Annotated in this window: 6 protein-coding genes; all 6 read right to left on the bottom strand. The window is 73.0% G+C overall.

The genetic code is table 11. The features are described 5' to 3' along the window. On the bottom strand, nucleotides 1–928 hold a 928-nt coding region (locus VGR37_08390), incomplete at its 3' end, for an Ig-like domain-containing protein (GenBank protein ID HEV2147409.1). After that, the gene (locus VGR37_08385) at nucleotides 919–3639 is read right to left on the bottom strand and encodes a valine--tRNA ligase (protein ID HEV2147408.1); all 2721 of its coding nucleotides are present in this window, start codon (nucleotides 3637–3639) and stop codon (nucleotides 919–921) included. The genes VGR37_08390 and VGR37_08385, both read right to left, overlap by 10 nt. Before the next feature lie 127 nt (nucleotides 3640–3766). Continuing rightward, on the bottom strand, nucleotides 3767–4174 hold the full coding sequence (locus tag VGR37_08380; protein ID HEV2147407.1) for a DUF4186 domain-containing protein: 408 nt from the start codon (nucleotides 4172–4174) through the stop codon (nucleotides 3767–3769). A gap of 216 nt (nucleotides 4175–4390) precedes the next feature. Next, on the bottom strand, nucleotides 4391–5473 hold the full coding sequence (locus VGR37_08375) for an HD domain-containing phosphohydrolase (protein HEV2147406.1): 1083 nt from the start codon (nucleotides 5471–5473) through the stop codon (nucleotides 4391–4393). Next, nucleotides 5470–6135: a hypothetical protein gene (locus VGR37_08370; protein HEV2147405.1), complete on the bottom strand. Its 666-nt coding sequence runs from the start codon at nucleotides 6133–6135 to the stop codon at nucleotides 5470–5472. Before VGR37_08370 ends, VGR37_08375 begins: the two co-directional genes overlap by 4 nt. Further along, nucleotides 6132–6662 (bottom strand): hypothetical protein, encoded by a 531-nt coding sequence (locus VGR37_08365; GenBank protein ID HEV2147404.1) that lies wholly within the window; start codon nucleotides 6660–6662, stop codon nucleotides 6132–6134. Before VGR37_08365 ends, VGR37_08370 begins: the two co-directional genes overlap by 4 nt. Nucleotides 6663–6888: the final 226 nt, after the last annotated feature.

Here is a 6888-nt window from a genome sequence, read left to right as displayed (position 1 = left end):
GCGCGGTGTCGGCGGTGGGCGCTCCAGTGCGCCGATCAGGCTGGCCGGGGGCGTCGGCGCCCGCCGGGCCGCCGCCCAGCTCCACCGCGGTGACCGGGACGGCGGTGCTGTCCGCCAGGACCACGCGCACCTGCGCCGGGGTGAAGCTCTGCGCCGGGTCCAGGAAGTCGTCGAACTTCACCTCGACGGCCGCGCTGTCCACGGGCTGGGCGGAGGCGGCGCGGGGTGCCGTGCTGTCCGGCTCCAGGAGGCGGAGGCGCACCGTGGGCGCCGTCCCGACGGCGACGGCGGCGCGGGCCGTGTCGCGGGGCTCGTAGTCCTGCAGGGCGCGGTCCGCGTTCTGGTCCGTGAAGGCGCGCAGGACGTACTCGCCCGCCGGGATCTGCCGGAACGAGAACGCGCCGGCGGAGTCCGCCGGCACGGCGTACACCAGCGAATCGGGAGCGAGGATCGCCTCCACCCGCGCGCGGGCCTCCGGGCGGCCCGTGGTCCGGCTCACGACGGTGCCCTCCAGCCGGGTGTCCGGGATCTCCGGGCCGGTGGAGAAGACGAGCCGAACCGGCTCCGTGCGGCGGTTGCCGAAGAGGTCCTGGACGGTGGACGCCACGGTGACCTGGTAGATCCGCCCCGCTTCCCACCCGCGCCGCAGCGACACGCGGATCTCGTCCCCGCGGTGCGCCACGTCCACGGCGCTGGTGCGCGGCGAGACCTGCACCGCGTCGCGCACGCTCTGTTCGGAGACACGCTCGTCGAAGACGATCACCACGGGCTCGCGGAAGGCGCCGCCGCGGGCCATCGTGTCGGGGCGGGTGGCGAGGAGCTGGGGGGGCTGCTTGTCCTCCGGGCCGCCCGGGGGCGGCTCGATGTGCGCGCACGCCGCCACCGCCAGCAGGAGGGCGCCAGGCGCCCCGCGGAGGCTCAGACCCACGCGGCGCCCTCCAGGGCGGCCAGCTTCCCGGCCAGCTTCTCCCGCTGCGCGGTGTACCCGGCCAGCTTCTCGCGCTCCTTCCCCACCACCTCGGCGGGCGCGCGGGCGACGAAGCTCTCGTTGGCGAGCTTCTTCTCCGTACCGGCGATCAGGCCGTCCAGCCGGCCCACCTCGTCGCGGAGCCGGGTGCGCTCCTTCTCCACGTCGATGACGCCGGCCAGCGGGACGAAGATCTCGGCGCCGGAGCGGAGCACCGCGCTCGCCCCCACACCTTCCCCCGCCCCCTCGAAGCCCAGGTCATCCACCCGAGCGAGGTCCCGCACCGCCCGCAGGTTGGCCTCCAGGTCGCCCCGCAGCTCCGGCGAAGCGCTCGCCACCCGGAGTGGGACGCGCTTGGTCTGCACCCCGTACTCCGCGCGGATGTTGCGCACCGCCACGATCACGGCCTGCAGCTCGGCGAAGCGCGCCTCCACCGCGTCGTCCTCCCACTCCGGGACGCGCTCCGGCCAGCGGGCCACCATCAGCGACTCGGCGTCGCCCGCGGCGCGCGGGAGGCGCTGCCACACCGTCTCCGTGATGAACGGCATGGTGGGGTGGAGCAGGCGCATGGCCCCGTCCAGCGCCGTGGCCAGGGTGGCGCGGGCGGCGTCGCGGCTGCGGTCGCCCAGCTCGCCGCGGAGGCGGGGCTTCACCAGCTCCAGGTACCAGTCCGCCAGGTCGCCGCGGAAGAACTCGTACGCGCGGAGCACGGCCTCGTTGAGGCGGAACTTCTCCAGCGCATGGGTCGTCTCGTCCGCGGCGCGGGAAAGGCGCGACAGGATCCAGCGGTCAGGCAGCTCCAGCGCGTCCCCCGCCGAGTCCAGCGGCACCCGCTCCGCGTCGCCCAGCGTCATCAGCGCGAAGCGGCCGGCGTTCCACAGCTTGTTGGCGAAGTTGCGCCCCGGTCCGAACGCCTCCTCCAGGTCCTCGTAGTTGAGCCCCTGGTCCGTCCCCGCCGCGCCGCCGGTGAGCACGGTGTAGCGGAGCGCGTCCGCGCCGAAGCGCTCCACCACCTCCAATGGATCGATCCCGTTCCCAAGCGACTTCGACATCTTCCGCCCCAGGTGGTCGCGGACCATCCCGGTGAGGTACACGTCGCGGAAGGGGACGTCGCCCATGAACTCCAGGCCCGCCATGATCATCCGGGAGATCCAGAAGAACAGGATGTCGTGCCCGGACACCAGCGTGTCGTTCGGGTAGAACCTGCGCAGGTGCGGCGTGTCGTCCGGCCAGCCGAGCGTGGAGAAGGGCCAGAGCCAGCTGGAGAACCAGGTGTCGAGCACATCCGGGTCCTGCTCCGGGGCCGCGGCCCCGCACTTCGGGCACTCCGTGGGGTCCTGCCGCGACACGATGGTCTCGCCGCACCCCTCCGCCCGGCAGTACCACACCGGGATGCGGTGCCCCCACCAGAGCTGCCGCGAGATGCACCAGTCGCGGATGTTCTCCAGCCAGTGCTCGTAGATCTTCGTGAAGCGCTCCGGGGTGAAGCGCACCCGCCCGTCGCGGGAGGCGGCGAGCGCCGGCTCCGCGAGCGGCCGCATCCGCACGAACCACTGGTCGGAGAGGCGCGGCTCCACCACGGTGTCGCACCGGTAGCAGTGCGGCACCGCGTGCGTGTGCGGCTCGACCTTCTCCAGCAGCCCCAGCTCCTCGAAGGCCTGCACCACCGCCCCTCGCGCCTCGAAGCGGTCCAGCCCGCGGAACGCCTCCGGCGCGTTGTCGTTCAGGAACGCCTCGGGGGTCATCACGTCGATGGACGCGATCCCGGTCCGCTGCGCCGCCTCGAAGTCGTTGGGGTCGTGGGCCGGGGTGAGCTTCACCGCCCCGCTCCCGAACTCCGGGTCCACGAAGTCGTCGGCCACCACGGGGATGGTGCGGCCCGTAAGCGGCAGCTCCACCGTCGCGCCGTGCAGCGCCACGTAGCGCTCGTCCTCCGGGTGCACCGCCACGGCGGTGTCGCCCAGCATGGTCTCCGGGCGGGTGGTCGCCACCGTCAGGTACGGCCTCCCGTCCGGGAGCCGCGGGAGCCCCGGCGCGTCGGTGCCCGCGGCGAGCGGGTAGCGCAGGTGGTACAGCTTCCCCTGCGTCTCCTCCGGCTCCGCCTCCTCGTCCGAGAGCGCGGTGAGGCAGCGCGGGCACCAGTTGATGATGCGGTTCCCGCGGTAGACCAGCCCCTTCTCGTACAGGTGGACGAACACCTCGCGCACCGCCCGCGAGAGCCCCTCGTCCAGCGTGAAGCGGGTGCGCTCCCAGTCGCACGAGCAGCCGATGGCGCGGAGCTGGTCGATGATGGTCCCTTCCGTCTTCCCCACGAACTCCCACACCCGCCCGACGAACGCCTCGCGCCCCAGGTCGTAGCGGGTCTTCCCCTCGCCGGCCAGGATGCGCTCCACCACGTTCTGCGTGGCGATCCCGGCGTGGTCGGTCCCGGGCTGCCAGAGCGTCGCGCGCCCCTGCATCCGCCGCCAGCGGATGAGCATGTCCTGCACGGAGTTGTTCAGTCCGTGCCCCATGTGGAGCGCCGCCGTGACGTTGGGCGGCGGGATCACGATGGTGTAGGGCGCCGCCTCCGACTCCGGATCGGCGTGGAAGTAGCCGCGCTCCTCCCACCAGCGGTAGAGCGGGCCCTCGTTCTCCTGCGGCGTGTACTGGGGTGCCAGCGGCTCGGCCATCGGGACCTGCTCCTGTCTATGCGAACGGGGCCGGAGGCCCCGCGTCGTTGCTCTACAATTCGGTTCCTGCCATCAATTCCGAATTCTAGGACAGGAGCGGAGGGGGGTCAAGCGAAGAGGCGGCGGCTCAGAGGCTGAGCTGGTCCGGGTCGCTTCCCGGGGAGGCGCGCTCCGCCGCGCCGTCCGGGAGCTGCCCTCGGAGCCAGCGCTCCAGCACCGCGAGCACGTACGCGGTCTCCTCGTCGGTGAGCGCCCGGCCCTTCTGGATACGGTGCCACTTCTGCAGGCACCCGCGGCAGCAGGTGGCGGTGGCGTGCTGCGCGACGAAGGCGGGGTGGTTCCGCATCGGCGTCTGCTTCCCGTCGTTGGCCGGCTCGGCGACGGCGAGGCGGGTGCCGATGAACCCCGCGGCGTGCTCCATGACCACGTCGAGGCCGCGGCTGCGCAGGTACTGCAGCTCCGTCGCGCGGAGGCGGAACCGCCGACGGAAGTCGGAGGTCTGCAGGCGGGCGAAGAGGTCGTCGAGGTCGCGCATGGCAGAGAGGACGGTGAAGAGCCGGCGAGCCGGAGCCGTTCCCGTTGTACCCCGAAAACGAAGTACGGGGTGCGACAGCCGGGCGGTTTCGGCTGGCTCACCCCGGCGGAGCGAGACCCCGCAGGGCTGGCGGCTCGCGTAGCCCGCGGAGGAGACGGGCCGGCAGTTCGGCCCGGCTCCGGAGCGGCCCACGAACGCCGCACAAACGGGAAGCCGCTACTCGCCGTCCATCCCGTGCGGGTACAGCGTCGGGGCGGTGGGGTCCTCCGGGAAGCCCTTCTCCAGCGCGCGCCGGAACGCCGCCACCACCGCCGGATCGAACTGTGTCCCCGAGCACCGCTCGATCTCCTCCATCGCCGCCTCGGGGGACCGCTTCGGCCGGTACGGGCGCGTGGTGACGATGGCGTCGAAGGTGTCCACCACCGCGATGATCCGCCCCTGGATCGAGATCTCCTCGCCCTTCAGGCCGGCCGGGTACCCCGCGCCGTCCCACCGCTCCTGATGGTGCAGCACGGCGGGGAGCGCCGGCCGCAGGAAGGCGCTCCGCGACATGATGGCCGCCCCGGTCTCCGGGTGGCGCTTCATCACCTCGTACTCCTCGTCGGTCAGCCGCCCCGGCTTGAGGAGGACGTGGTCGGGAACCGCGATCTTGCCGATGTCGTGGAGGAGCGCCCCCACCCAGAGGTGCCGCAGCTCCTCCCCCGCGAGCCCCATCTCGCTCCCGGTCGCCACCGCGCGCCGCGCCACCCGCCCCACGTGGTTGCCGGTGTAGTCGTCGCGCGCCTCCACGGCGTTGGCGAGCGACAGCAGGGCGTCCACGAACAGGGCCTCCAGCTCGCGCGCCTGCTCGGCCACCCGCTCCTCCAGGTGCCGCTGGTGAAAGCGGTTCTCCCGGAGGAGCGAGCGGTGCTCCAGCGCCCGCTCCACGGCGAGGATGACCTCGTCCAGGTTGAAGGGCTTCAACAGGTAGTCGTCGGCCTGTAGGCGGAGGGCGTCGATGGCGTTCTCCATCGTCCCCGCGCCGGTGAGGATGATGAACCCCACCGTGTCGTCCATGGCCTTGAAGCGCTGCAGCAGCTCCAGCCCCCCGATCCCGGGCATCTGCAGGTCGGAGAGCACGAGGTCGGCGCCCTCGCGGCCGAACATCTCCTCGGCCTCCTCGCCGCTGGTGGCCAGGCGCAGCTCGTAGCCGTCGCGCAGCACCCGCGCCAGCACCGCGCGCACCCCCGCGTCGTCATCCACGATCAGCACCCGCGGCCGCTCCCGGCGCGGCGCCGAGCGCCCGAGCACAGCGCTCACCGCGGCCCTCCCGCCACGCCGGGCTCCAGGCCGAAGTCGGAGAGCGCCACCTGCACGTCGTGGGCGATGCGCACGCCGGGGACGCCCCGCACGTCCACCTCGGCGGCGGCGACGCTCGCCACCTGCGCCCCGTTCACCCGGAAGCGGACCGAGTCGGCCGCCACCTGCACCTGCAGCTCGTTGGGGCGCCCCCCGTCCTCGGTGTCGCGGCGGATGGACGGATGGTGGGTCCAGGGGCGCACCACCGGCACCTCCGCGCCGGCCCGGCGCCGGATCAGGAAGCTGCCGTCGCCGCGCACCAGGAAGTAGCTGTACCGCTGCCCCTCCTCCGGCCCCTCCAGCCCCTCGCCCCCGAAGACGATCCCGTACCCCTCGTGCAGCCGGCCGTGCAGCTTCTGCATCCGGGAGTGGATCGTGTACGGCGGCTGCACGGCCTCCTGCCCGGCGCGCCAGAGCACGGCGTGCGGGCCGGTCTCCACCAGCAGGGTGTCGGCACCGCGGAGGCTCACCCCCTCCGCGGGGGCCGTGCGCCATCCTTCGGCGGCGGAGCGGACCGGAGTGGCGGCTGCCGTGTCGCCGGGCTCCCCGGCGCCGTCGCCCGGGCGCTCGGGGGCGCACCCCCAGAGGAGGGCCGCGCCCAGGAGCAGGACTGGTGCTTTCATCGAGATTCGGGTTGCAGGGACTCGCGGAGCACGTCGAGCGGGAGGTCGCGGACGCGCACCTCCAGCGGCACCTCGATGGCGTCCTCGGTCCGGGTGCGGAGCCGGAAGGTGTGCCGGATGTGCAGCGGGACCTCGGTCCGGATCGGGATCGTCGTCTTGATGGGGAGGACCACCGTGTGGTTTCCGAACGGCGACCGGAAAGGGACCTGGACGCGGGTGTCGATCGGGAGCTGCGTGTTCAGGTTCACGCGCAGCCGCTCGTCCACGGGGATGTCCAGCCGGATCGGCGTCCCCGCGGGGAGCCGGATGCGGTACGCCAGCCGCGCGTCCTCCGCTTCCAGGCGGTCCAGCGCCCGGTGCGCCGCCGCGACCGCCCGCGACTCGGCGTCGCGCAGCCGCCAGAGGAGGTACACGTTCGCCCCGAGCGCGATGGTCGCCAGCGCCATGGCGGCGAGCGCAATCCCCGCCGAGCGCTCGCGCACCCCCCGCATCAGCCGACCGGAACGCCCGGGTGCCGCCTCGCTCAACGCCGTGTCCTCCTGGGAGCCGTGGAGCCGCAAGATACAATGGCGGTGAAGGGTTGGCGACCCCTGGCGGGGAGTGCGGCCCCCACCCGGCTCGCTTTAGGCTCGCCACCCTCCCCCAATTCTGCTACGCATTACCCACAAGTCGAGAAGGGGGAGAACGATGGGAGCAGGAGGAGGTAAGAGGGAGGGCAGGTAGGGAGAGGAGGGAACCGAAGGCAGGAAGAGA

Source organism: Longimicrobiaceae bacterium (genome assembly GCA_035936415.1).
GTDB lineage: Bacteria > Gemmatimonadota > Gemmatimonadetes > Longimicrobiales > Longimicrobiaceae > JAFAYN01.
This window is presented reverse-complemented; position numbering and strand designations above follow the sequence as displayed.

What these genes read in the sequence shown, in the direction of transcription:
- VGR37_08385 (HEV2147408.1), bottom strand. Translation starts at nt 3,639, where the DNA reads ATGGCCGAGCCGCTGGCACCCCAGTACACGCCGCAGGAGAACGAGGGC.
- VGR37_08370 (HEV2147405.1), bottom strand. Translation starts at nt 6,135, where the DNA reads ATGAAAGCACCAGTCCTGCTCCTGGGCGCGGCCCTCCTCTGGGGGTGC.
- VGR37_08380 (HEV2147407.1), bottom strand. Translation starts at nt 4,174, where the DNA reads ATGCGCGACCTCGACGACCTCTTCGCCCGCCTGCAGACCTCCGACTTC.